The sequence below is a fragment of the Oceanobacillus sp. M60 genome (assembly GCF_053839645.1).
The window spans coordinates 116,945-138,425 of record NZ_JBSSNH010000009.1; the positions used below are offsets into that span (position 1 = coordinate 116,945).

A 21,481-nucleotide genomic window follows, 5' to 3' on the forward strand; every position below is an offset into this window, starting at 1 on the left:
TCTGCTAAATTCATGTTATCATAATAGAATATGTGTTGAATTATCATATTGCCATTTAAACCCATAAAAATGGATGTGATTAAACAGGAAAGGATACAGCTAATTGGATTAATTTTGATGTATTTTTTATAGAGGAGAAGAATTTAAAACATCCTCTACTATTATTTAATTTTGTTAGAACGAGGTGTAGTATATGAACCAATCGAGAAAAGTTACCGAAGGAGCATTAATGATTGCCATTGTTATGGTTTTGTTGGTGGCTTCTTTCTTACCGATACTTAGTTTAATCAGCATGTTTGTACTGCCTGTTCCTTTTATATTCTATGTGAAACGGCATGGGGTGAAGGCAGGTCTTATAATGACAGTGGCTGTTGCGATTATATCTACATTGCTGATGTCTATGATGATACTGCCAGGTGTGCTTATTGCTGCAGCAGGCGGTATTTTTATCGGCTATGCCATGTATAAAAGGAATACAGCATATGAAACACTGGCCCAAGGAACATTCGGCTTTATTGTTGGGATGCTTTTGGCTTTTGTTTTTATTCAAATACTGTTGGATGTTAATATTGTATCTGAATACGAAAACATTGTGGAAGACTCTGTCAGTATGAGTGCATCCATGATAGAAAGTGTCAATCCTTCGCTGAACGAAGAAGATATCACCGCATTGCAAGAGACACAAATTAGCCTACTGAAGCAATTAATTCCTACCTTTATGGTTGTATTTGCTCTAGCTACGGCATTTATTACGCAATGGATCAGTTATAAGTTATTAAATCGGATAGAGAAAGAGAAATTTTCTTTTCCGCCATTCCGTGAATTACAATTTCCGGGTGCAATTATTTGGATTTATCTGTTAGCATTAATTTTATCTGTTATCGGTTTTGAAGAAGGAAGCACCATGGAATTTGGAGCGCAGAATTTATTGATGATTGTCGGGATTGCTTTGATGCTGCAAGGATTTTCATTTATTTTTTACTTTGCACATATCAAACGTATAGCCAAAGCAGTTCCTATTTTGATTGTTATTGCAACGATTCTTTTTCCAGGAATTCTTCTTTATTTCATCCGAATCTTAGGTATAATTGATATAGGTTTCCGGTTAAGAGGGCGGTTAAAATAAAAAAGAAGCAGGCTTATAGAGCAACCCGAGATTCCCGCACCGAAAGCCATAAAATAATTGTTCGGTCTAAGAATAAGTACAGGAAAAAAACAGAAAGACTGTTGGACTTTGAAGGAGCTGAATGCCGTGCCAGATTTACAGAATAGACCAACATTAAGCAAGCATGTATGGATAATTTATATCTTTACATTTCTATTGCTTTTATATGTTTGGTACTATCAATGGATAGTTGGCTTAATAATGACAGTTGTCTACGCTGCTTCATTTTACTATAGTATTCGAACGGAAAGAGTGCTTCTGGATGAAGCGGAAGAATATATATCGACGATTTCTCATCGAGTGAAAAAAGTTGGTTCGGAAGCTTTATTAGAGATGCCGTTTGGAATTGTTCTATACAATGATAACTTTCAAATAGAGTGGTCGAACCCATTCATGAATCAGTTTAAAGCAAGCAAGGATACCATTATCGGTGAATCTCTTAATCAGTTATCGGAAGACCTAATCCCGATGATTATAGAGAACCGAGATGAAATATGGGTGGAAATTGGAGATTACACCTTTCTATGTGTGATAAAAAAGGAAGAGAAACTGCTCTATTTCCTTGATCGTACAGAGCATCAAAAACTGAAGGACCGTTACTATAATGAACAAACCGTACTTGCTATTATCTTCTTAGACAATTATGAAGAAATCACTCAAAATATGGATGATACAGCTAAGAGTCAATTGAACTCACAGGTGACGGCTGTTTTGAATAACTGGTCCAGTCATTATGGACTCTACTTGAAACGAACATCACAGGAACGATTTTTAGCTGTTGGGAATCTGGAAATTCTCGAAGAGCTGGAAAAAGTTAAATTCTCTATTTTAGATGAAGTCCGGGAAATGAAAGGATCTGAAAGCAACCCAGTCACATTGAGCATCGGGGTCGGTGCTGGAAACATGACGCTGCCGGAGATTGGTGAAGTAGCCCAGTCCAGCTTAGATTTAGCCTTAGGCCGGGGCGGCGATCAGGTGGCTATTAAGGATGAGAATGGAAAAGTACGTTTTTACGGCGGAAAGACCAATCCGATGGAAAAACGTACCCGTGTACGGGCACGAGTGATATCCCATGCGTTAAAAGAGTTGGTTCGTGCCAGTGATAATGTTATTATTATGGGACATAAATCACCTGATATGGATGCCATTGGTGCAGCTATCGGTGTATTAAATATTGCTAAAACAAATGATGTACCCGGTTATATTGTGTTTGATGAGAATGATGTGGAGACTGGTGTTTCCCGTTTGATAGACCGTATTCGTGAGGATGGAGAGCTTTGGGATCAATTCATCTCACCGGAAGAAGCAGAGGATCTCATGATTGATCAGCAGAGTTTATTGATCATTGTGGATACCCACAAACCGAGCATGGTTGCAGTAGAAAGTTTATTGAACTATACCGATTATAAAATTGTTATCGACCATCATCGCCGGGCAGAGGAATTTGTTGATAATCCTACGCTTGTCTACATGGAGCCTTATGCATCCTCCACAGCAGAGCTTGTGACGGAGCTCCTGGAGTATCAGCCCAAAGGAGTGAAGCTGAAAGTACTGGAAGCTACAGCACTTTTAGCTGGGATTATCGTTGATACGAAAAGTTTTACGCTGCGTACCGGCTCAAGAACATTTGATGCGGCTTCGTATTTAAGGTCACAAGGCGCTGACACAGTATTAGTCCAGCATTTACTCAAAGATGACTTAGAGGTATTTATCGAACGCAGCAATATTATTGAAAGAACACAAATTTATAATGACTATATTGCGATTGCGACAGCGCCGAGCGGAAGAGCATATAACCCTGTGCTGATTGCGCAAGCAGCGGATACCTTACTGTCTATGGTAGGTATCACGGCTTCCTTTGTTATTTCGGAAAGAGCAGACGGCAGAATCGGAGTCAGTGCACGGTCGCTGGGGGATGTCAATGTACAGGTCATCATGGAACAAATGAATGGCGGCGGACATTTAACCAATGCAGCAACGCAAATAGAAGACAAAACCATTGAGGAAGTCAAAGAAATGCTTGTTGAGATTATTGATGAGCTGGAGTATAAAAAAGGGAGAGATTCAGAATGAAAGTTATTTTCTTAAAAGATGTTAAAGGGAAAGCAAAAAAAGGCGAAGTGAAAAATGTTCCTGACGGCTATGCCCGTAACTTCCTGTTCAAAAATAAACTGGCAGAAGAAGCTACTTCCGGGAATCTGAAAGCACTTGATGCGAAAAAGAAAAAACAAGATCAATTAGAAATAGAAGAAAAAGAAAATGCCATTCAATTAAAAGACAAACTTGCTGATTTAACGGTTGAGCTGGAAGCAAAATCTGGAGAAAATGGACGTTTATTCGGTTCCATAACCAGTAAACAGATTTCAGAAGGATTAAATAAACAGCATGGCTATAAAATCGATAAGCGCAAGCTAGAATTAGATGAGCCAATCCGTGCGTTGGGTTACACAAATGTTCCCGTTAAATTACATCCGGAAGTATCTGGCTCTGTAAAGGTGCATGTAAAAGAAAAATAAATAGGATGACATTCGGAAATAAACAGAGGAAAAAGAAATTGGCAGAAAAATTGTGTGCCGATTTCTTTTTTCACTTAACTAGAATACGGAGGAGAGGTAATGAGTGCGTCTTTGAATGATCGTACACCACCGCATAATTTAGAAGCAGAGCAATCTGTTTTAGGCGCTGTTTTTTTGGAGCCGACCGCCTTTGTACAGGCTTCGGAAATTTTGATACCAGAAGATTTCTACCGTGCGAGCCATCAGCTTATTTTTACAGCGATGATGACCTTGTCTGAGCGCGGGGAACCGATTGATGTTGTAACAGTTACCACGTTTTTAAATGACCGGAAACAGCTGGAGGAAGCAGGCGGTGTCTCCTACTTAACAGAACTGGCAGAAAGTGTGCCGACTGCAGCTAACGTAGAGTATTACAGCAGAATTGTAGAAGAAAAATCAACCCTGCGCAGCTTGATTCGAAAAGCAACAGACATTGTGACGGCCTCTTTTGAAAAAGAAGATGAGGTTGAAGATGTTTTAAATGATGCAGAAAAAAGTATCCTGGAGGTTTCTGGACGAAAAAATTCAGGAGCTTTCAAAAATATAAAAGATGTCTTGATTGATGTATATGATAATATTGAACAGCTTCACCAGCAAAAAGGTGATGTAACAGGCGTTCCAACGGGTTTCTTGGACTTAGACCGCATTACATCAGGCTTTCAGCGGAACGATTTGATTATTATTGCGGCGCGTCCTTCCGTAGGGAAAACAGCCTTTGCATTAAACGTAGCGCAAAACGTTGCCGTAAAAACAGATGAAAATGTAGCTATTTTCAGTCTCGAGATGGGCGCGGATCAGCTCGTTCAGCGTATGCTTTGTGCGGAAGGAAATATTGACGCGCAGCGTTTAAGAAACGGACAGCTGCAAGCAGATGACTGGAGTAAGCTGACGATGTCGATGGGGTCCCTGTCGAATGCAGGAATTTATATTGATGATACGCCAGGCGTACGTGTCAATGAAATTCGTTCCAAGTGCCGGCGCCTGAAGCAGGAGCATGGGCTTGGGATGATTCTGATTGATTATCTGCAGCTTATCCAGGGAAGCGGCAGCTCGAAGGAAAACCGTCAGCAGGAGGTTTCCGAGATTTCCCGTGCGCTAAAAGCATTGGCCAGGGAGCTGGAAGTGCCATTGATTGCATTATCTCAGCTCTCCCGTGGTGTGGAGTCCAGGCAGGACAAGCGCCCAATGATGTCGGATATCCGTGAATCAGGAAGTATTGAGCAGGATGCGGATATTGTAGGTTTCTTATATCGTGATGATTATTATGATAAAGAGACAGAGAAAGAGAATATTATTGAGATTATTATTGCGAAGCAGCGTAATGGTCCAACAGGAACCGTAGAGCTAGCCTTTGTAAAAGAATATAATAAATTCGTGGACTTAGATCATCGTTATGGAGAGGGAGATATTCCGCCGGCGATGTAGATAATAGAGGTACTTTTGATTTTTCATATGAGAAAGTCTATTTCTGTGTCACTTAGATGAGACTGTTGAACGTATAATGGTCCAATAATGAATACTAGTGTGGGAAGAGGTGTCTTGTAAGATAGGCATCTCTTTTTTGTTTTATGAAAGGAAAATAGTAGTGCTTTCAGATGAATCGACAAAATAAGACAATGGAACTAGATTATTTTACAAGAAGTTAACAAATTAAAAAGAGTATAATGAGTGATTCTATGTTCTATGTAAAGCTATAAAAGACTGATATAGAGGGGAACAGACAGGTATTTCTTTTCTGCTGGTAAATAGAGTGTAAGTGCTGGGATACAAATAGATTACAGTTATATTAAGATATTTCAAAATTTTAGTAAATTAATACTATTATTGAATTTATCTGGGAGATAGATTAGAATAGAGTAGTAAGACAAATATATTCTAATTTGAGGGGAGTACGAATATGAAATTGTCAAAAAAGTCTTTATTATTGCTAATTTTCGGTCTTTTACTTAGCGTTGTTTTGGTAGCGTGTGCAAGCGAACCAGATGAAGGCGGTAACAGCGATTCGGATGGAGATGGAGAAGGCACTTCCGAAGAAGCTGCTGAGGGCGGCGAGCTTGTTATTGCCAACCAGTCAGATGTTGTTTCAATGGACCCGGCAGGTTCAAACGATACACCATCTAGTAACGTACAGGCAAATATCTTTGAAACACTTGTAACTTTAGATGAAAATATGGAATTACAGCCTGGTCTTGCTACAGAGTGGGAAGCAGTAGAAGATAATGTATGGGAGTTCAAATTACGTGATGATGTAACTTTCCATGATGGCTCGGAATTTAATGCGGAAGTAGTAAAAGCAAATATTGAACGTATTTTAGATGAAGATGTAGCTTCTCAGCGTTACTTCCTTTATGAAATGGTAGAGGATATAGAAGTAGTGGATGATTATACTGTACGTTTTACGACAGAATATCCATTTGCGCCATTCCCTGCACATATTGCACATAATGGCGGTGGAATGACATCGCTTGAAGTAATTGAGGCAGACTATGAAGCAATGGAAAATGGAGAAGAACCGGGAAGCTATATTAATGAGAACCCGATTGGTACAGGTTTCTTTAAATTTGATTCATGGAATTCAGGTTCCGAAGTTCGTTTAGTGAAAAACGAAGATTATTGGGGAGAGCCGGCTCACCTTGATTCCGTTGTATTTAAGGTTGTAAGTGAAGCGAATACGCGAGTAGCTGAGCTTGAAACTGGAGATTCACATATTATTGATCCTCTGGGACCAAGTAATATGGCTCAGGTTGAAAATTCAGAAGGAATCCATGTAGCACCGCAAGAAAGTGTCAGCGTATCTTATATTGGATTTAACGTAGAAAAAGAACCATTTGATGATCCGAATGTGCGTCAAGCAATCAATATGGCAATTGATAAAAGCCAGATTATTGATGGTATTTACGAAGGAGTTGGAATCCCGGCTGTTGGGCCATTAGCACCGGCAGTATATGGTTATGACGAGGATGCACCTGGTTTAGAATATGATTTAGAAGAAGCGAAGCAATTGTTAGCAGATGCGGGCTATGAAGATGGCTTCTCGACAACGCTTTGGACAAATGATACACAAGAGCGTATAGATGCTGCTACCAATGTTCAAGCTCAATTACAAGAATTGAATATTGATGTAGAGGTTGAAGTACTTGAATGGGGCACGTATTTAGAAAGAACAGCTCAAGGAGATCATGATATGTTTGTACTTGGCTGGTCTACTGTAACTGGGGATGCTGATTATGGATTATATCCATTATTCCATTCGGAGAATATCGGTGAGCCTGGTAACCGTTCTTTCTTACAAGATGAGGAATTAGATGAAATGCTTGAAGCTGCCCGCCGTGAAGGAGACGAAGAGACACGTCTGCAGCTTTACAGCGATATCCAGACAGAACTTACAGAGCTTGCTCCAATGCTTTATCTGCACCATCAAGAATTCTTGCTTGGTGTGAATGATAATGTACAAGGCTTAACGCAATCGCCAACTGGAATTCTTCAATTACATGATGTATCTTTAAATCAATAATGAAATGAATAAACAGCTGCTTTTCTGATAGAGATAAGCAGCTGTTTTTTGTACATAAAAAAAGTCACATGATTCATATCATGTGACTTTTACGATATAATTACGCATTAACCGTCGGCTGATGTTCACCAGAACGGATAGCTTCCATATGGTGACAAGCTGCACGATGTCCGTCTTTCATACCTTCTGTGTTACGCAGTTCAGGCACCTTTGTACGGCAGATGTCCGTGGCAAAAGGACAGCGTGTGTGGAAGCGGCAGCCTTCAGGAGGATCAATCGGAGAAGGCACATCTCCTTTTAGCGTAATACGTTCTTTTTTGGCTTCCAAATCCGTACTAGGGATAGCAGAAAGAAGTGCTTTCGTGTACGGATGCATGTTATTGGTAAATAATGATTTTTTATCAGCTATTTCAACAACTTTTCCTAAATACATTACTATAATACGGTCAGAAATGTGACGTACAACACCTAAATCATGTGAAATGAAAAGATAAGTCAGTTTAAATTCACGCTGCAGCTTTTTCAGCAGATTGATAACCTGTGCCTGAATAGACACATCAAGTGCTGACACAGCCTCATCAGCAATAATTAATTTCGGATCAACAGACAGTGCTCGGGCAATCCCGATACGCTGTCGCTGCCCGCCGCTGAACTCGTGTGGATGCCGGTCAATCTGGTGGGCGCCAAGGCCTACTGTCTCCATCAACTCCTTCACACGATCATTTCTTTCATGTTTAGGAACCGCATTTTGAATTTCCATTGCTTCGGTTAAAATTTGCCGGACAGTGTGGCGGGGATTAATCGATGCATATGGATCCTGAAAAATAATCTGCATATCTTTACGAAATTTATTCATTTCTTTTTTATTTAGCTCAAGAATATTTGTACCATCAAATTCTACTTTTCCATCAGTAGGTTCATCTAATCGGAGAACAGCTCGTCCGGTTGTCGATTTTCCACAGCCAGATTCTCCTACGATACTTAGTGTTTCTCCTTCATACACTTCAAAGGAGATATCGTCTACTGCCTTTACGTGATTGACGGTGCGTCCAAAAAACCCGCCTTTAATCGGAAAATATTGTTTTAAGTCATCTACTTTAAGAAGTACTTTTTGATTGCTCATGAATGTTCACCTCCGGATCTCCGTCCCATTCGTCAGAATAAATCCAGCAACGAATTTGATTACCCTCTTCATCCGTTTCTAAGTCAGGTAATTTATTTCGGCATAAATCGGTAGCAAATGGACATCTTGGCGCAAAACGGCAGCCCTGCGGCATATCGGCTGGACTTGGAACAGATCCTCTAATCACTGCTAAATCGCCATCTACGTCTTGGTCGTGTTGTGGAACAGATTGCATCAAACCAACGGTATATGGGTGTTTTGGTTCTGTAAATAAGGTCTTTTTATCGGTGAATTCGACCACTTTCCCGCAATACATAACGGCAACATAATCACAAGTTTCTGCCACAACGCCGAGGTCATGGGTAATTAATAAAATACCCATGTCCAATTTTTCTTGCAATTCTTTCATTAAATCTAAAATCTGTGCTTGAATTGTTACATCCAATGCGGTTGTTGGTTCATCAGCAATCAATAGATCTGGGTTACAGGCAAGCGCGATTGCGATCATCACACGCTGGCGCATCCCTCCAGATAACTCAAATGGATACTGATTGATACGTTTTTCTGGGGAAGGAATTCCTACCAGCTTTAACATCTCAATGGATTTCTTTTTTGCTTCCTTTTTGCCAAGACCTTCGTGAATGCGGAATGATTCACTGATCTGCTGTCCGACCGTAAAGGTAGGGTTCAAGGAAGTCATTGGTTCCTGGAAAATCATTGATATTTCATTGCCTCGAATTTTGCGCATCTGTGCTTCGCTCTTATCTAAGAGGTTTTCTCCTTTGAAGAGAATTTCTCCACCTTTAATCTTACCTGGTTCTTCGATAAGACGGAGAATAGATAAGGAAGTAATACTTTTTCCGGAACCAGACTCTCCAACGACACCAAGTACTTTTCCTTTTGGAATATTAAAGGAAACACCATCTACAGCCTTTACTTCTAAATCTTTTGTGAAGAAAGAAGTCTGTAAATTTTTAATTTCTAGTATATTATCATATGAAGGGTTTGGTGCACCTGTCATAGTAAGCAGCTCCTTTCGAAATCTTGTAATGCAAGAATACTAATCTAAATCAATCCGTTTGTTCAAGAATCTGTAAGCAACATCGACAATTAAGTTTACAAGAATGAAGAGAAGAGATGCGACTAAAACGGTTCCTTGAACAACCGGGAAATCACGGGCTTGGATAGAATCGATAATCAATTTTCCCATTCCATTAACGGCGAATACAGACTCTGTTAATACGGCTCCGCCAAGAAGTCCGCCAAATTGTAATCCAACTACGGTAACAATAGGGATTAATGCATTCTTTAATGCATGTCTATAAATAACGATTTGCTCTTTTACCCCTTTGGCACGGGCGGTTCGAATATAATCTGAGCCGATAACATCCAGCATGCTGGAACGTGTCATACGTGCAATAATGGCAGCACTTCCTGTACCTAATGTGATTACAGGTAAGACAATTTGGCTGAAGCTTCCCCAGCCGGAAGGACTGAACCATGCTGTGTTATTAAAGAAAGGTACCCAGGATGGCAAATCAAACCCAATTGCAAACCACTGAATTAACATTAAACCAAGCCAAAAGTTAGGCATCGATAAACCAAATAAAGCGACAATCATAATAGTAGTATCGATGGCTGTATATTTACGTGTAGCAGAAATAATACCTGCAATTAATCCTAAAAAAACAGCTAAGATGGTACTATAGATGGCAAGCTCAACGGTTACCCAGAATCGGGCCCCAATTTCGGCTGAAACATCTCTACCGCTTCGCATAGAGGTTCCTAAGTCGCCTTGGACTGCACTGGTTACATAATTAAGATACTGCGTGGGTAAAGGGTCATTTAAACCTAATCGTTCTCTGATATTTTCAATTTGTTCCTGTGGCGCACCTTCTCCAGCGATTACTTGTGCTGGATCACCTGGAACTAAATGCATCATGCTAAATACTAATATAGATACACCAATTAGGACGGGTATCGTTTGTAAAATACGTCGAATGATAAATTGAATCAAAATCGTTCACCTCTTTCTATTCTCTCGTTTTTGGATCAAATGCGTCACGTAATCCATCTCCAAGCATGTTAAATGCCAATACAGCTACGACAATAGCAAGCCCAGGAAATAACGCTACATGGGGTGCATTATATAAGTAATTTCGTCCATCACTTAACATGGCTCCCCATTCTGGTGTAGGAGGCTGTGCGCCCAATCCTAAGAAGGAAAGCCCCGCAGCTGACAGAATCGCTGTAGCAATACTTAACGTAGCCTGAACGATAATTGGAGAGGTGATATTAGGTAAAATATGTTTAAAAATAATTCTGGAATCACTGGCGCCCAGCGCTCTCATCGCATCAATATACTCCAGCTTTTTCACAGATAAAGTAGATCCACGAACAATTCTGGCAAATATCGGTACAGAGGAAACAGCAACCGCGATAACAACATTAACCATGCTTCCGCCTAAAACCGTAACGATCGTTAATGCTAATAGAATACTAGGGAATGCTAATAAAATATCCATGAAACGCATGATAATACTATCTATCCGTTTGCCGTAATAGCCTGCGATAATACCGAGAAATACGCCGGCAGTTGCTCCCAGTAAGATAGAGAAAAAACCTATCATCAGTGTTAATCCGGTGCCTTGGATTACCCTGCTGAATATATCTCTCCCAAAGTTATCTGTCCCAAACCAATGATCAGATGAAGGGGTAGCTAATTTATTGGTTACATCTTGATCGTATAGAGGGTCGTAGGGGGTTAAGTATGGGCCGATAAGAGCGATAATGATAAGTAAAATAATTAAAATTCCGCCGACAACAGCCGACTTATTTTTCTTCAGTTTATTAAAGACGCTTTTCCAGCTTTTAAGACGGGGATTAGGCTGCTTGACAGCTATCTCCGGCTTTTCAATATGTTCGTTTGAACGACTCATCGGTTTATTTCATCCTTTCTCTCGTGTTATAGGTCAGTCTCGATTATATCATGAAAAGACTTAGAGAAATATAAGTCATTTGAAAATCCTTAGAAAATGCATGGTTTTGGAAACTATCAAAAAACGGGAAGCGTTGGTATAAAAGGGTTTACACAATTGGATAAAAAAGGAAACTATTTAAATTCGTAAAAATAGATTTAATATGAAAATTGTCATTAGTTAAAAAATGAAAGCGTTATCTTTTTGTTAATAAAATCATTTTTCTGTCATATTTTATGATTACTAGGAAGAATCGCGGGAAATCTTGTATAATGATACTAATTTAAATTTAGATGTCATTATACAGAGGTGAAAAATCATGAAAAAGAAATTAATTTGGAACCCTGCTAGATTTTTCTTTCATTATATAGGAACAGAAAAATTAGAAGCTCTTGCAAAGGAAGGATGGGTAGTAGAAAGGTTACGATTAGGCGGTCTGCTTTTTCAATTAACAGAAGATAAACCGAAAGAAGTACAATATCATCTGGAGTTTCAGCCTATTCAAAAGGTGGAGGAAGATACGCCGCCATTAGAAGAAGGTTGGGAGCTTGTCGATACAGTAGATTATACTCAAGTTTATCAAGGCTCATCGGAAGCGCTGCCGAAAGAAACGTCGTATGAACTGCTGCTGGGACAGTTGCGCCAAGAAGGGTATTCCCTCGGAAAATATACAATTATCTCAATTTTGTTTTTAGTGTCTTTCTTTATTTTACATATGAGAGCGGACTGGGCTTTGGTACAAATGATTCTGCTTGGCGGAATAATGATGCTGTCCATCACGGCTATTTTGATGCTGACTTTATATATTGTAAATAAGTTCCGACAGCATAATTTAAAAAATATGTAATATCGTGGTTTCAATTGTAACAAAATGGTAATTTTTCAGAAATAAATGTTACCAATTGTAAAATAAGTGAAGCATTTAAAAGTATACAGAAGGAAAAGGCAGGAAACGTCGATTTATATGGAATAGAAGGAATTTATTGCTTAAAACTATTAGAATACCGTAAAATAAGCGGTTTGAGGTTTAACAGGAACTTAACTATAATTAGTATTGTTGCCTTGAAACAGGTAAATACATCTATGTGGATGCCATAAAATAAATGAGTCAATCGTTGGTTCATTTATTTTTAATTTCAGCATAAATGGTTCGGGAGTACCAAAGATTATTTTAATTTTAGATGTACTACAAATCAAAACAAATAGAGAGGTGATTATATGGCAGTAGTAGAAGCAAAAAACCTGTCTAAAATCTTTGGTAAAAATATCGGCCAATCTATCAAAATGTTAGATCAAGGTATGTCCAAAGAAGAGATACTGAAAAAGACAGGTAATACTGTCGGGGTAAATCGTGCCAGTTTTTCAGTTGAAGAAGGCGAAATATTCGTAATAATGGGGCTTTCCGGAAGCGGTAAGTCAACCCTGGTTCGATTAATAAATCGATTAATCGAACCGAGCGAAGGATCTATTCTAATTGATGGAAAAGAACTGGCAACATTAGATAAAAAAGCGTTAAGACAAGTACGTCGTGAAAAATTAGGAATGGTATTCCAGCAATTCGCACTTTTCCCGCATCGTACTATTTTACAGAACGCAGCGTTTGGATTAGAGGTACAAGGTGTTGATAAATCCGAACGGGAGAAAAAAGCAGGAGAATCCTTAAAGCTTGTTGGATTAGGCGATTATATGCATCAGAAACCTGGCCAGTTATCAGGCGGTATGCAGCAGCGTGTAGGGCTGGCTCGTGCGCTAGCGAATGACCCAAAAGTATTATTAATGGATGAAGCTTTTTCTGCGCTTGATCCGCTTATCCGTAAAGAAATGCAGGATGAGCTGATTGATTTGCAATCCTCCATGAAGAAAACCATTGTCTTTATTACACATGACCTGGATGAAGCGCTTCGTTTAGGGGATCGTATTGCGTTAATGAAGGATGGGGCTATCGTCCAGATTGGATCACCGGAAGAAATTCTGATGAATCCTGCGAATGATTACGTTGAGAAATTCGTAGAGGATGTGGATCGCTCGAAGATTCTTACAGCAAATCATATCATGAAGAGGCCGGAAACGATTAACATAGCGAAGCATGGTCCGCGCGCAGCATTAGAAAGAATGCGCAGGGAAGGTATTTCCAGCATTCTCGTAGTGGATGAAAACCGTCGCTTACAGGGCTATGTGACAGCAGATGACGCTTCTGAGGCACGTAAAAAAGAAATAACAGATATTAAAGAAATTTTACAAACAGATATTTTAAGAGTAACCCCAGACACACCAATGCAAGATATTTTCTCCATGATCTATGATACGCCGGTTCCCATTGCAGTTGTAGAAGATAACGGGCGGTTAAATGGAATTATTGTTCGCGGTGCTGTATTAGCCGCGCTTGCAAATGATGGTGAGGTGAACTTAAATGCTTGATTTTATTGATCAAATACCTTTATCCGAATGGACAGAGACTGCGACAGATTGGATTCAAGATACCTTTGCCTTTCTTTTTGAGCCAATCAAAGATCATCTTGGTAATTTTATGGATTTTGTATCTTCAGATGTTCTGGCAGGTATTCCGCCAATTATATTTATCTTGATTGTTGCTGTAATTGCGTTCTTTGTTTCTGGTAAAAAACTTGGATTAGCTGTATTTTCTATCGTGGGTCTATGGTTTGTTTATAACCAGGGGTTATGGGACGCGCTGATGTCTACAGTAACATTGGTTATTTTAGCAAGTTTACTATCTGTCATTGTGGGTGTTCCTGTAGGAATATTAATGGCAAAAAGCAAAATTGCTAATACGGTTTTCACACCAATTCTGGACTTTATGCAAACCATGCCGGCATTCGTATATTTAATCCCGGCAGTAGCATTCTTCGGAATTGGGATGGTTCCTGGTGTATTTGCATCACTAATTTTCGCGACACCGCCGACGGTCCGTTTTACAAACTTAGGGATTCGTCAGGTTTCTAAGGATTTAATTGAAGCATCTGATGCATTCGGTACGACCGGATCACAGAAACTATTTAAGGTAGAATTGCCTATGGCTAAAGGAACCATCATGGCTGGAATTAACCAAACAGTTATGCTTGCACTGTCTATGGTTGTTATTGCGTCAATGATTGGTGCGCCGGGACTTGGAAGTCAAGTGCTTTCTTCTCTTCAACGTGCATCTGTCGGTACCGGGTTTGTAGCTGGTGTCGGAATTGTTATTCTGGCGATTATTATTGACCGTATTACACAAAATATGAATAAAGCTAAAGACTAAATTTGTATGACAATCTTTTTATAAATGAGAGAAGATTTCATCTCATTTATAAAAAGTGTCAATATAGAAAGAATAAATTTTAAGAAAAGGGGCGTATTAATTATGTCAAAATGGAGTCTTAAGCGTGCTGGACTGATTGGTTCATTAGCACTTGGACTAGTTGTTGCCGGCTGTGGAAGTGATGACAGCAATGGCGGAGATGATGATTCTGCAGAAGGCGGAGTAGAGGGTGACATTGATTTAGCCTATGTAGAATGGGATACGGAAGTAGCATCCACACATGTTGTAGCTAAAGTATTAGAGGATGTAGGCTATGATGTTACAACGACACCGCTTGATAATGCGGTTATGTGGGAAGCTGTTGCAACTGGTGAAGCAGATGGAATGGTAGCTGCATGGTTACCTGGAACACATGCGGAACAATTCGAAGCTTATGGCGATCAAGTAGAACAGCTTGGACCTAACTTAGAAGGAGCAGCAATTGGTCTTGTTGTACCTGAATACATGGATGTAGATTCGATTGAAGATCTTACAGATGAAGCTGGTCAAACGATTACAGGTATTGAACCAGGTGCAGGTGTTGTAAACGCTGCAGAAAATGCTGTAGAAGAATATGATAATCTGGAAGATTGGACTGTACAGACTTCGTCCAGCGGTGCAATGGCAACAGAATTAGGTAATGCAATTGATAATGAAGATGATATTGTTGTAACTGGCTGGTCTCCGCATTGGAAATTCCAAGCTTATGATTTAAAATATCTTGACGATCCAGATGGCGTATTCGGTGAAGCAGAAACGATTGAAACCATGGTACGTGAAGGACTAGAAGAAGATGCTCCAGAAGCATACCAAGTACTAGATAATTTCCATTGGGATACAGCTGATATGGAAGAGGTTATGTTAGATATTAATGAAGGAGCTTCTCCAGAAGATGCAGCAGCTGACTGGGTAGAAGCTAATCAGGATAAAGTAGATGAGTGGACAGAAGGTATTGAATAATTCATTTTGTCTATTCAGAAAGGCGGCTCCAAATTATGTTGGGGCTGCTTTTTCTATGTTTATAGGTGAAAACCGAACTTTACTTTGCCTTTTACATTATTAAGTTCGTTTTTCTTTAACAAAAACGATAAAAAAGACGAATGAAGCGAATGATAAAGTCAAAATGAAAAAGTAATGTTCGTGTTTTACATTGACGTGTCTTTTTATTACTGATAAAATACTACGTGGTAAGTGAAAAGCAAATGTTGATAAGGAATTGTGCTGTTATGATGAATAAAAAATTCATGCAGGGCAAGAATCTTCATATATAAAACCAATTTTGGAGGTGCACGATGTCCTCAGTAGTAGTTGTAGGTACGCAATGGGGAGATGAAGGGAAAGGTAAAATTACTGATTTCTTATCTCAAAATGCAGAAGTAGTTGCTCGTTATCAAGGCGGAAATAACGCTGGTCATACGATAAAATTTGATGATGTAACATACAAGTTACATTTGATTCCATCTGGGATTTTCTTTAGCGAGAAGACCTGTGTTCTTGGAAACGGAATGGTTATCGATCCTAAAGCATTTGTAGAGGAAGTTGCTTATTTACATGAGCGCAATGTTTCTACAGAAAATCTTCGTATCAGTAATCGTGCGCATGTGATTCTTCCTTATCACTTGAAGCTGGATATTCTTCAAGAGGAAGAAAAAGGCGAAAATAAAATCGGTACGACGAAAAAAGGAATCGGCCCTGCTTATATGGATAAAGCAGCACGTGTCGGTATCCGCATTGCTGATTTAATGGACAAAGAAGTATTCCACGGGAAATTAGTGCAGAACTTAAAAGAAAAGAATCGTTTATTCGAAAAAGTATATGAGTCTGACCCCATGCTGGTAGAAGATATTCTCGATGAATATTTTGAATATGGACAGCAAATGGCTCCTTATGTTGTAGATACATCGGTTGTGTTAAACGATGCAATTGATGAAGGAAAACGTGTCCTGTTCGAAGGCGCACAAGGGGTTATGCTTGATATTGACCAAGGTACGTATCCATTTGTAACATCTTCTAACCCGATTGCCGGCGGTGTAACTATCGGTTCTGGTGTAGGGCCTTCCAAAATCAATCATGTCGTAGGTGTGTCAAAAGCATATACAACACGCGTTGGTGATGGTCCTTTCCCAACAGAATTACATGATGAAATAGGAAACCAAATTCGTGAAATTGGCCGTGAATATGGTACAACAACAGGCCGTCCGCGCCGTGTAGGCTGGTTTGATAGCGTCGTTGTCCGTCATGCCCGCCGTGTGAGCGGAATTACAGATTTATCTCTCAACTCAATTGATGTATTAACAGGTATTGAAACATTGAAAATCTGTGTTGCCTATCGCTACAAAGGGGAAGTCATCAAAGAATTCCCGGCAAGCTTAAAAGCATTAGCAGAATGTGAACCGGTATATGAAGAAATGCCAGGCTGGACAGAGGATATTACCGGAGTGAAGACATTGGATGAACTTCCAGCCAATGCGCGCCACTACCTAGAGCGGATTTCTCAGCTGACAGAAATTCCATTATCCATCTTCTCTGTAGGCCCAGATCGTTCGCAGACAAATGTCGTAAGAAGCGTGTACCGTCCATAATAAACTAAGAAATGTATCAAAAAAGAGCTGATGATGAAAATCAGCTCTTTTTTGCATGTGAAGAAACTGTAAAGAATTTAAGGAAAAATCATATCCAAATTCCCCCAATCTCTATCTTTCTGTTCTGCCTACAAGACATAAACGCGAATTTACGTTAAAATAGAAGGAAGCAATTTGTCTAGAAAATCAGGTTGTATAAAGAATTGCAATTATAGGTTAACTGATTTCATGTTATACTTTCGTTATTTACAATAAAGAGAAAATGAGATTTTAAAATATAAACTGGCGGGAGAAAAAGCCGGGGACATCTAAGAAAAAATATTTTTAGGGGCAGTAAGCCTACCCTATGAAATTATGGAAGCGCCTCTCTCTTATCTGTCTCCCTGTATGGATAATAAAGAATTATAACTAAAAAAAGGATGTGCAAGCAATGAGTCAAAAAATATTAGTTGTCGATGATGAACAGCCAATTGCTGATATATTACAATTTAATTTAGAAAAAGAAGGATACCAGGTAGTGGTAGCGAATGATGGCGATACTGCAATTGAACTTGCAGAAACAGAGCGTCCTAATCTTATTCTATTGGATATTATGCTTCCTGGAAAAGACGGAAATGAAGTATTGCGTGAGGTACGTAAAACACAAAGTGTCCCTGTGATTATGCTGACTGCAAAAGATGCTGAAATCGATAAGGTGCTCGGATTAGAGCTTGGTGCAGACGATTATGTGACCAAACCATTCAGTAATCGTGAATTAATTGCGCGCGTGAAAGCAAATCTGCGTCGTGAAAATGTACCTGCAGAGGAGCCGTCAAAAACAACCAAGGATATTGTGATTGGCGATTTAGTCGTCCATCCCGATGCATATGTTGTTTCCCGCAAAGGCGTAGAGATTGAATTAACTCACCGTGAATTTGAATTATTACATTATTTAGCACGCCATATTGGACAAGTTATGACACGTGAACACTTATTGGAAACCGTATGGGGCTATGATTATTTTGGTGATGTGCGTACGGTTGATGTAACGGTTCGCCGTCTGCGTGAAAAAATTGAAGAAAATCCTAGCAACCCATTATGGATTGTCACAAGAAGAGGTGTCGGCTATTATTTGCGCAGTCCTGAACAGGAGTAAGGCAATATGAATAAAGTTGGTTTTTTTAGATCAATCCAGTTAAAGTTTATTATTATTTATATCCTTCTGTTGATTTTAGCTGTACAGGTTATCGGCTCTTTTTTTACACAACGGCTGGAACAAGATTTAACGGATACGTTTAAGGCATCGATCACGGAGCGTGTGGAGATGTTGAGCTATAATCTGGAACAAGCTTTTGCGAGAGAGCGTTCGGAAGACGAGCCGAGTTTAGAGCAGGAAATTCAATCCATCATTGATGATGTGAATACCGAGAATGTAGCGACAACCATTTATGTTTATGATCGTCAGGGCAGGATTCTCGGGACAAACCAGATTGATGAGCAGGGAGAGGTCGGCAAGAAATCTACAGATATCGATGTACAGAATACGATCTTTTTTGAACAATCCCAGCGGAGTACGTATTTTGACCGGCAAACCGACAGCAGAGTGCATGTCCATGTGGAGCCGCTGATTGGAAATGGAGAGGCAGTTGGAGCGGTGCAGTTCACTGCTTCTTTGGAAGAGGTCTATGACCAAATCGAAGGAATCAATAATATCTTCCTGCAGGGTTCTGTTTTGGCGATAAGTATCTCTGCCATCCTCGGGGTACTCGTGGCGCGTACAATTACCAAGCCAATCAAGGAAATGCGTGAGCAAGCACTGATTATGTCGAATGGAGACTTCACACAAAAACTGGACGTCTATGGACGGGATGAAATTGGACAGCTTGCCGAAACCTTTAATGATTTAAATAGCAGGCTGAAGCATTCTTACGCTACGATTGAAGAAGAGCGAAGGAAGCTGAGCTCTGTTCTTTCGTATATGAGTGACGGGGTAATCGCAACCGATCAGACGGGAGCAGTCACATTGATGAATGATGCTGCGGCCAGAATGATTGGCTCCAATCCGGATGATATGATTGGAGATGATCTCATCGATGTGCTTAACCTGGAAGAGAAAATCGTCGATATTAGCAAGCTGTCCGACAGCGGTTCGATGATTATCGATTTCAGTGATGAAGAAACACCGTTTATCATACGTGCAAACTTTTCGACAGTTGTGGATGAGGAAGAAGAAGTGACAGGGTTTATTACTGTTATCAGCGATGTTACGGAGCAGGAGAAAATGGAACAAGAGCGAAGAGACTTTGTATCGAATGTATCTCATGAACTCCGCACGCCGCTGACGACCATGAAAAGCTACTTAGAAGCATTGTCTGACGGTGCTTGGGAAAATAAAGAAATTGCTCCGCGCTTTTTAGAGGTTACACAGAAGGAAACGGACCGGATGATCCGGATGGTAAATGATCTGCTGCAGCTGTCTAAAATGGATTCAGATGAATTGCCGATGCATAAGGAAAGAACAGAATTCATGGGTTATGTACATCAGGTCCTCGATCGTTATGAAATGAATTTGCCGGAAACGATTACGCTGGAGCGCCAGATACCAAAAGGAAAATCGTTTGTATGGATGGACCGGGATAAGGTAACACAGGTATTTGATAATATTATTACCAATGCTTTTAAATACTCGCCAGAAGGTGGAAAAGTGCGTGTGAATCTGGATGTAAGACGTCATATGGTCATTATCAGTATTCAGGATGAAGGAATGGGGATTCCATATGACAAGCTCGATAAAATATTTGATCGTTTCTACCGCGCCGACCGCGCTAGAACAAGAAAATTTGGCGGAACCGGTCTTGGTTTAGCAATTACAAAAGAACTTGTAGAGGCTCATCATGGAAAGATTTGGGCCCAAAGTAAAGAAGGACGCGGTACGACAATCCTATTTACCTTGCCACTCATGGGCTCGAAGCGGGGGAGAGGCAGATGAAATTAGAGACTGCAAAATCATTATTGCTGATTATTTTAATAGGAACGAGTCTGGTTCTCACGTTCGGGATGTGGAATTATCAGGCGGAATACAGGCCATTAAACGATGTCGAATCGATTGATGAAGTGGATCTGGGCGGTGAAGAACAGGAGATAAGTGATCTTGTAAAGCCGAATGATGTGGTTTTTAAAATGAACGGCGAATTCTCCAGCTATAAGGAACCAGAGGATAGTATGCAGTTTTTTGAAGATATCCGGCAATGGGAATTGACGGATATACAAAGGAATGATTTAGAAGAAGACACTGAATCTGGTGCAGAAGTAGAAATTATTTTCCCGACGGAGGTCCCGTTATCTTTGTTCGATACGATCTTAAATGTCGACAGTACATTGACGAATAACACGAATTTCTATGTGGATCGATTTTCTATCGAGCTGCAGGAAGAGGAAGAGGTTTTACACGTTCAATTTGTTTCAGCAGACAGGGAAGAAGTTGTGGAAGGTACGATCTACTCCAGAACGAGCTATGACGAGCTGCTGTCGATATTTGGGGAGCTGACGGAAGATGAGTATGAGGAAAAACAGTTATTGACCGATGCAGCCAGAGATATTTATATTCCAAAGGAAAAGAAAGCATTAACGTCTTATACGTATACCTTCGACTCCATTGAAGCGGTCGATATCAGAAATATTATGTTCAGCAACCCGAATGTAGTCAGTGTATCAGAGACAGCTCCTGGATCGATTATGTATCGGACAGATAATAGACAATTAAATATTGCCGGCTACGGGATGCGGTTTATTGATGTTGCGGAAAGAAATACGGAGCAGGTGGATAACAGCGTTTTACAGCAAAGCTTAAATAATATTAACGCACATCGAGGCTTTACAGGAGATTATCGCTTAGAAGGCTTTACAGAAGATAGTATTGCTTACCGGATGTATCAATTTGAATATCCTGTTGTGAATAATTCATATATGGATTTATCTACCATCTATCAGGAATGGCAAAATGATCAATTAAGCAAATATAATCGTTCTCTGGTATCGCTCAATACCGTGGTCAATACCTCGGAAAAAGAGTTGAGGAGCGGCGAAGAGATTATGAACAGCATTCAGCAAAATGAAAATACAGCAGATATCCAAGATGTTCAGATTGCCTACCGTTTAACGATTGAAACCGATGATAATGGAGATTATGTGCTTTTAGAGCCTAATTGGTATCAGAAAGTAAATAACAGCTGGTCAGTGGTACCAGAGCCAAATACAAACACACAGCAAAACTTAGAAGGAGGAAGTTGA

The 21,481-nt window shown here is 39.9% G+C and carries 17 protein-coding genes; 13 read left to right on the forward strand and 4 right to left on the reverse strand.

From position 1 onward, the window contains the following. The first annotated feature begins 193 nt into the window (after positions 1-193). The 5 genes from ACW0TQ_RS20175 (at position 194) to ACW0TQ_RS20195 (ending at position 7,234) form a co-directional block, all read left to right on the forward strand. Entirely contained in the window at positions 194-1,126 is a 933-nt protein-coding gene (locus tag ACW0TQ_RS20175) for a YybS family protein (protein WP_042528703.1), read from the forward strand. Positions 1,127-1,252: 126 nt separating this feature from the next. Beyond that, positions 1,253-3,238, forward strand: coding sequence for a DHH family phosphoesterase (locus ACW0TQ_RS20180; RefSeq protein WP_042528705.1), 1,986 nt, complete (start codon positions 1,253-1,255; stop codon positions 3,236-3,238). Then, positions 3,235-3,681, forward strand: a complete 447-nt coding sequence (gene rplI / locus ACW0TQ_RS20185; RefSeq protein WP_042528708.1) for a 50S ribosomal protein L9 — start codon at positions 3,235-3,237, stop codon at positions 3,679-3,681. Before ACW0TQ_RS20180 ends, rplI begins: the two co-directional genes overlap by 4 nt. 99 nt (positions 3,682-3,780) lie before the next feature. Further along, entirely contained in the window at positions 3,781-5,145 is a 1,365-nt protein-coding gene (dnaB, locus tag ACW0TQ_RS20190; protein WP_042528710.1) for a replicative DNA helicase, read from the forward strand. A gap of 472 nt (positions 5,146-5,617) precedes the next feature. Continuing rightward, on the forward strand, positions 5,618-7,234 hold the full coding sequence (locus ACW0TQ_RS20195) for a glutathione ABC transporter substrate-binding protein (RefSeq protein WP_193063755.1): 1,617 nt from the start codon (positions 5,618-5,620) through the stop codon (positions 7,232-7,234). Positions 7,235-7,334: 100 nt separating this feature from the next. On the opposite strand, the gene ACW0TQ_RS20200 is transcribed toward ACW0TQ_RS20195, so the two are convergent. From ACW0TQ_RS20200 to ACW0TQ_RS20215, 4 genes are read right to left on the reverse strand one after another with little or no spacing between them, the layout of a single operon-like run. Continuing rightward, positions 7,335-8,357 carry an ABC transporter ATP-binding protein gene (locus tag ACW0TQ_RS20200; RefSeq protein WP_455725950.1) on the reverse strand — a complete coding sequence of 341 codons (1,023 nt, stop codon included), beginning with the start codon at positions 8,355-8,357 and terminating at the stop codon, positions 7,335-7,337. Then, positions 8,332-9,378 (reverse strand): ABC transporter ATP-binding protein, encoded by a 1,047-nt coding sequence (locus ACW0TQ_RS20205; protein ID WP_455725951.1) that lies wholly within the window; start codon positions 9,376-9,378, stop codon positions 8,332-8,334. The genes ACW0TQ_RS20200 and ACW0TQ_RS20205 overlap by 26 nt, the downstream gene beginning before the upstream one ends. Positions 9,379-9,417: 39 nt before the next feature. After that, positions 9,418-10,374 carry an ABC transporter permease gene (locus ACW0TQ_RS20210; protein WP_332093979.1) on the reverse strand — a complete coding sequence of 319 codons (957 nt, stop codon included), beginning with the start codon at positions 10,372-10,374 and terminating at the stop codon, positions 9,418-9,420. A gap of 16 nt (positions 10,375-10,390) precedes the next feature. Then, positions 10,391-11,296, reverse strand: a complete 906-nt coding sequence (locus ACW0TQ_RS20215; protein ID WP_042528720.1) for an ABC transporter permease — start codon at positions 11,294-11,296, stop codon at positions 10,391-10,393. A 358-nt stretch (positions 11,297-11,654) separates the two neighbouring features. Here ACW0TQ_RS20215 and ACW0TQ_RS20220 point away from each other — a divergent pair, with 358 nt between their 5' ends. From ACW0TQ_RS20220 to ACW0TQ_RS20255, 8 genes are all read left to right on the forward strand, one after another. Further along, entirely contained in the window at positions 11,655-12,182 is a 528-nt protein-coding gene (locus tag ACW0TQ_RS20220; protein WP_042528723.1) for a DUF2812 domain-containing protein, read from the forward strand. Positions 12,183-12,553: 371 nt separating this feature from the next. Continuing rightward, complete coding sequence (locus tag ACW0TQ_RS20225) at positions 12,554-13,753, forward strand: betaine/proline/choline family ABC transporter ATP-binding protein (protein WP_368901823.1); 1,200 nt, start codon at positions 12,554-12,556, stop codon at positions 13,751-13,753. Continuing rightward, the gene (locus ACW0TQ_RS20230) at positions 13,746-14,591 is read left to right on the forward strand and encodes an ABC transporter permease subunit (RefSeq protein WP_368901822.1); all 846 of its coding nucleotides are present in this window, start codon (positions 13,746-13,748) and stop codon (positions 14,589-14,591) included. The genes ACW0TQ_RS20225 and ACW0TQ_RS20230 overlap by 8 nt, the downstream gene beginning before the upstream one ends. Before the next feature lie 102 nt (positions 14,592-14,693). Beyond that, positions 14,694-15,590 carry a glycine betaine ABC transporter substrate-binding protein gene (locus ACW0TQ_RS20235; protein ID WP_368901821.1) on the forward strand — a complete coding sequence of 299 codons (897 nt, stop codon included), beginning with the start codon at positions 14,694-14,696 and terminating at the stop codon, positions 15,588-15,590. A 332-nt stretch (positions 15,591-15,922) separates the two neighbouring features. Continuing rightward, on the forward strand, positions 15,923-17,212 hold the full coding sequence (locus tag ACW0TQ_RS20240) for an adenylosuccinate synthase (protein WP_256705432.1): 1,290 nt from the start codon (positions 15,923-15,925) through the stop codon (positions 17,210-17,212). Between the two features lie 430 nt (positions 17,213-17,642). Next, positions 17,643-18,347 (forward strand): response regulator YycF, encoded by a 705-nt coding sequence (gene yycF, locus ACW0TQ_RS20245; protein ID WP_042528733.1) that lies wholly within the window; start codon positions 17,643-17,645, stop codon positions 18,345-18,347. A gap of 6 nt (positions 18,348-18,353) precedes the next feature. Next, a complete protein-coding gene (gene walK / locus ACW0TQ_RS20250; protein ID WP_256705430.1) occupies positions 18,354-20,180 on the forward strand; it encodes a cell wall metabolism sensor histidine kinase WalK in 1,827 nt (608 codons plus the stop codon). Then, complete coding sequence (locus tag ACW0TQ_RS20255) at positions 20,177-21,481, forward strand: YycH family regulatory protein (RefSeq protein ID WP_042528737.1); 1,305 nt, start codon at positions 20,177-20,179, stop codon at positions 21,479-21,481. The genes walK and ACW0TQ_RS20255 overlap by 4 nt, the downstream gene beginning before the upstream one ends.

What these genes read in the sequence shown, in the direction of transcription:
- ACW0TQ_RS20175 (WP_042528703.1), top strand. Translation starts at nt 194, where the DNA reads ATGAACCAATCGAGAAAAGTTACCGAAGGAGCATTAATGATTGCCATT.
- rplI (WP_042528708.1), top strand. Translation starts at nt 3,235, where the DNA reads ATGAAAGTTATTTTCTTAAAAGATGTTAAAGGGAAAGCAAAAAAAGGC.
- dnaB (WP_042528710.1), top strand. Translation starts at nt 3,781, where the DNA reads ATGAGTGCGTCTTTGAATGATCGTACACCACCGCATAATTTAGAAGCA.
- ACW0TQ_RS20195 (WP_193063755.1), top strand. Translation starts at nt 5,618, where the DNA reads ATGAAATTGTCAAAAAAGTCTTTATTATTGCTAATTTTCGGTCTTTTA.
- ACW0TQ_RS20200 (WP_455725950.1), bottom strand. Translation starts at nt 8,357, where the DNA reads ATGAGCAATCAAAAAGTACTTCTTAAAGTAGATGACTTAAAACAATAT.
- ACW0TQ_RS20205 (WP_455725951.1), bottom strand. Translation starts at nt 9,378, where the DNA reads ATGACAGGTGCACCAAACCCTTCATATGATAATATACTAGAAATTAAA.
- ACW0TQ_RS20215 (WP_042528720.1), bottom strand. Translation starts at nt 11,296, where the DNA reads ATGAGTCGTTCAAACGAACATATTGAAAAGCCGGAGATAGCTGTCAAG.
- ACW0TQ_RS20220 (WP_042528723.1), top strand. Translation starts at nt 11,655, where the DNA reads ATGAAAAAGAAATTAATTTGGAACCCTGCTAGATTTTTCTTTCATTAT.
- ACW0TQ_RS20225 (WP_368901823.1), top strand. Translation starts at nt 12,554, where the DNA reads ATGGCAGTAGTAGAAGCAAAAAACCTGTCTAAAATCTTTGGTAAAAAT.
- ACW0TQ_RS20230 (WP_368901822.1), top strand. Translation starts at nt 13,746, where the DNA reads ATGCTTGATTTTATTGATCAAATACCTTTATCCGAATGGACAGAGACT.
- ACW0TQ_RS20235 (WP_368901821.1), top strand. Translation starts at nt 14,694, where the DNA reads ATGTCAAAATGGAGTCTTAAGCGTGCTGGACTGATTGGTTCATTAGCA.
- ACW0TQ_RS20240 (WP_256705432.1), top strand. Translation starts at nt 15,923, where the DNA reads ATGTCCTCAGTAGTAGTTGTAGGTACGCAATGGGGAGATGAAGGGAAA.
- yycF (WP_042528733.1), top strand. Translation starts at nt 17,643, where the DNA reads ATGAGTCAAAAAATATTAGTTGTCGATGATGAACAGCCAATTGCTGAT.
- walK (WP_256705430.1), top strand. Translation starts at nt 18,354, where the DNA reads ATGAATAAAGTTGGTTTTTTTAGATCAATCCAGTTAAAGTTTATTATT.
- ACW0TQ_RS20255 (WP_042528737.1), top strand. Translation starts at nt 20,177, where the DNA reads ATGAAATTAGAGACTGCAAAATCATTATTGCTGATTATTTTAATAGGA.